The 3,277-nt window shown below is 51.5% G+C and carries 4 protein-coding genes and 1 pseudogene; 4 read left to right on the forward strand and 1 reads right to left on the reverse strand.

Annotation, left to right across the window (positions count from 1 at the left end; all coding sequences use genetic code 11):
- Nucleotides 1-202: 202 nt before the first annotated feature.
- Nucleotides 203-1,123: a discoidin domain-containing protein gene (locus ACEW8P_RS11145; RefSeq protein ID WP_373513157.1), complete on the forward strand. Its 921-nt coding sequence runs from the start codon at nucleotides 203-205 to the stop codon at nucleotides 1,121-1,123.
- Between the two features lie 95 nt (nucleotides 1,124-1,218).
- Nucleotides 1,219-1,674: a DUF4377 domain-containing protein gene (locus ACEW8P_RS11150; RefSeq protein ID WP_373513158.1), complete on the forward strand. Its 456-nt coding sequence runs from the start codon at nucleotides 1,219-1,221 to the stop codon at nucleotides 1,672-1,674.
- Nucleotides 1,675-1,766: 92 nt separating this feature from the next.
- On the opposite strand, the gene ACEW8P_RS11155 is transcribed toward ACEW8P_RS11150, so the two are convergent.
- Nucleotides 1,767-2,000 carry a DUF433 domain-containing protein gene (locus ACEW8P_RS11155; RefSeq protein WP_373513159.1) on the reverse strand — a complete coding sequence of 78 codons (234 nt, stop codon included), beginning with the start codon at nucleotides 1,998-2,000 and terminating at the stop codon, nucleotides 1,767-1,769.
- 429 nt (nucleotides 2,001-2,429) lie between these two features.
- On the opposite strand from ACEW8P_RS11155, the gene ACEW8P_RS11160 reads away from it, so the two are divergent.
- Both ACEW8P_RS11160 and ACEW8P_RS11165 read left to right on the forward strand, forming a co-directional pair.
- Entirely contained in the window at nucleotides 2,430-2,885 is a 456-nt protein-coding gene (locus ACEW8P_RS11160; protein ID WP_373513160.1) for a hypothetical protein, read from the forward strand.
- Nucleotides 2,886-2,948: 63 nt separating this feature from the next.
- Nucleotides 2,949-3,277, forward strand: a pseudogene (locus tag ACEW8P_RS11165) (ThuA domain-containing protein); the annotation flags it as partial.

Below are 3,277 nucleotides of genomic sequence, written 5' to 3' on the forward strand. Positions count from 1 at the left end.
AACACGCCCAACTGAAACCGAAACGAACCCACCTGTACGTACACGCCCAACTGAAACCGAAACGAACCCACCTGTACGTACACGCCCAACTGAAACCGAAACGACCCCACCGGTACGGACACGCCCAACTGAGACCGAAACGACCCCGGTACGAACGCGCCCAACGGGTACTGAAGCAGCCACGCTGAAATACCAGGGCCGAATGAAGCCCGGCGACCGACTGATCGAAGGGGAAAAAATGGTTTCCGCCAACGGCCAGTACCAACTCAGGGGCACCCCCGACGGTAACTTTGTTATCGAGGAAGTCCGAACGGGCAGGCCTGTTTACACCTTCCCGCTGAGCAATCCTTTCGGTGAGCGGCCCGCTAAGAGTTTGCTGAGCTACAACCCCGACGGCAACATCTGCATCCAAAGCACGCAGAACAAGTCCTACTGCGCCACCGATGGACGCGACAAGGTGGCCCCGGTGATCCTCGGCAAGAGTATCTACCTCGAGTTGACCGACAACGGACGCCTGATACTGGTCGATAAGGACGGCCGGGAGATTTGGGCCACTACCCCTGGCTCGCCGCAGCCCACGGCCACAAATAATGGGCTGACCAACCTGGCCTTAGGCAAACCAGCGACGCAATCCTATAATGCCGACGGGAAGTACACCCCCAATGCCGGTCCCGAAAAAGCGGTGGACGGCAAGATTGAGGCCACCCTGAAATCTGACCCCGGTAACTCAGTTGCCCACATCCAGCCCTACAAAAACTATCAGCATTGGGAAGTGGATTTGGGAGCAGTGTACGATATAGACCACATCGTTATCTGGAACAGGCAGGATTGCTGCTGGGAGGAGCTCAAAAACTTCATCGTGACCGTCTCTCCAACGACCATAAGATGGAGAATCGGACTGGGAGGGAAGGATAATGTACCGGTGGGAGTGGCGCAGCCGGTAGCCGACGGCTATGGAGCCGGACTAAACATTGGCCCGCTAAGCCCTGCCTGGACAGCAGAATCGAATAGTTTTACGCTCAAAGTCAACCGAAAAGGCAGATACGTGTGCATTACAATACCTGACGGCAGTGTCAATACTGTTTCACTCAGTTTGGCCGAAGTGCAGGTGTTCGGAAAATAAAACCGGAAATAAATTAAAGCAACTCGATGGTACACCTGATCCACACTCTTTTTTCCACGCTCGCATTCGTATCGTTAGCGGGATGCGCCAACAAAGTGCCCCATCAATCAGAGGGTTTGAAGTTGAAGATAGCACATTACCGGGTGCCGTGCCAGGGCGAAGGTGTTCAGCTGTGCTATCTGGTTAGCAAAAATGGGGGCGAAACCGAATTTTTTTACGATCAGATCGAAGGGTTTGCGTACGAATGGGGGTACAACTACGAAATTGCCGTAGAAAAAATAAAAATCGGAGAGCCCATGGCCGACGCTTCTTCATTCAGTTATCGCCTCAAAAAACAGATTAGTAAAAAAAAGGTCTCCACCGACCTTCGCTTTGAACTGCCCCTGCTTGTCGACAACTACCGCCTTGTGGAGTCCGATGGCAAAAATTGTCTGTACTTCGGGCGTGTCCGCATCAGCACGGGCGCCATTTCGTGCGAGTCACTAGCTGGTGGCCAGATTGGCGTTTTCCAACATACGGACGGTGGACTGCGTCTGGTGGAGATGAGGTAAACCTGGAAACGAAAGGACTTTCAACCAGATCCCGCTTCGGAGGAATGTTTCCTTTGGAGCGGGACTTTTTTTGCAAAAACCAATCTTTTACCTCAAAAGACGAGGCTTCGTTGCCGTAAGCCATCCTTGGCCATTTCTAACAAATAGGCGAACACTGCCTGTAACGACTCCTGGCTCAAGCGGGGGTAGCTTTCCAGGATCATCTGCTCGGACCATCCATCGGCCAATCGTTCCAGAATGAACTCGACCGAAAGGCGAGTTCCCTTGACTACGGGCTTACCGCCCACAATTTTAGGATCAGAATGGATATGGTCTTGCCAGTTCATCAGGGTGCTTTTTTCACAAATATAAGATTTTCTCTCCACTTCAAATGGAACCTTAACCAGATTGCACGCTACCTACGGTCTGCTATTTGTACCAGGAGCAAAGCAAAAAACTTTTGCTAAAAAAACCACTTTTCTATGTCGCCAAAGTATCTTCTCTATTTACTTATTTGTTCCCTTCTCCCTCTCTCCGCGGCCCAGGCACAATTTTGGATGGATTTCGAATCGGGCCTCGTTTTAGGGACACCCTACAACAAAATCAGCATTCCCAACGCAGGCGGCACGTAGTTTGATTTAGGTGGAAACAACTTTGAGGTTCAACCTCTTGTCTTTGCCAGGGCCCGAATCGGCGTCACCTTCAACGACCACCACACCATCACAGCACTTTACGCTCCGCTTACAGCTACTTACAAGGGGCAGTCCGAGCAGGTGGTGAACTTCAATGGCCTGGCTTATGCACCCAGCGAAGACATCACGGCCATGTATCAATTCAATTCCTACCGTCTGACGTACCGCTACGCTATCGTGCGGAGCAGACGCTTCCGGCTGGGTGTGGGCTTGACCGCCAAAATCCGCGATGCCGACGTTCGGCTTATTTCTGATACGCAGGACACGCATTTCAGCAACCTCGGTTTTGTGACTCTGTTGAATATCTTCTCGATTTATCGCCTGAGCGACCGCTGGCGGATGATGTTGGAAGCTGACGCGCTGGCCGGGGCCGGGCCGGGTCGCGCTGAGGATGTGTTTTTGGGACTAGGCTACGAATTTGGCCCAAAGTTTGGCCTGCGGGCGGGTTATCGGGTAGTGGAGGGCGGTGCGGATGTGGATTCGGTCTATAATTTCACTTGGATCAACTACGGCTCTATCGGGGCGACGTTCCGTTTTTAAGCACAGTTCATAGTATTTTGAGTTCGGCTGTGCCTTTCTTTTGGCAGGTACAAAAACAAATCAATGAAAGTGATGAAAATGAAGTACTTCCTGATCATAATACTGGCTTTGATGGTCGGCGAAACTACCCACGCCCAAAAATCGGGCAAGTCAATACGTACCCTGATCGTAGACGGACAGAACAACCATGATCAATGGCCCAAGCTGACGTACATGATGAAGCAGTACCTGGAAGAAACCGGGAAGTTTTTGGTGGACGTACAGCGAAGCAAGTACACCTGGAAGGGCGATGAGTTCATCAAGGACTATCCATTGGCGGGCGCAGGTAACACCGAATCTCTTGAAAAATCAAAAACTGATCCTAATTTCCGGCCAGACTTTTCAAAATACGA

Origin of the sequence: Persicitalea sp. (assembly GCF_041751555.1) — a bacterium.
Classification (GTDB): Bacteria; Bacteroidota; Bacteroidia; order Cytophagales; family Spirosomataceae; genus Persicitalea.

What these genes read in the sequence shown, in the direction of transcription:
- ACEW8P_RS11145 (WP_373513157.1), top strand. Translation starts at nt 203, where the DNA reads ATGAAGCCCGGCGACCGACTGATCGAAGGGGAAAAAATGGTTTCCGCC.
- ACEW8P_RS11155 (WP_373513159.1), bottom strand. Translation starts at nt 2,000, where the DNA reads ATGAACTGGCAAGACCATATCCATTCTGATCCTAAAATTGTGGGCGGT.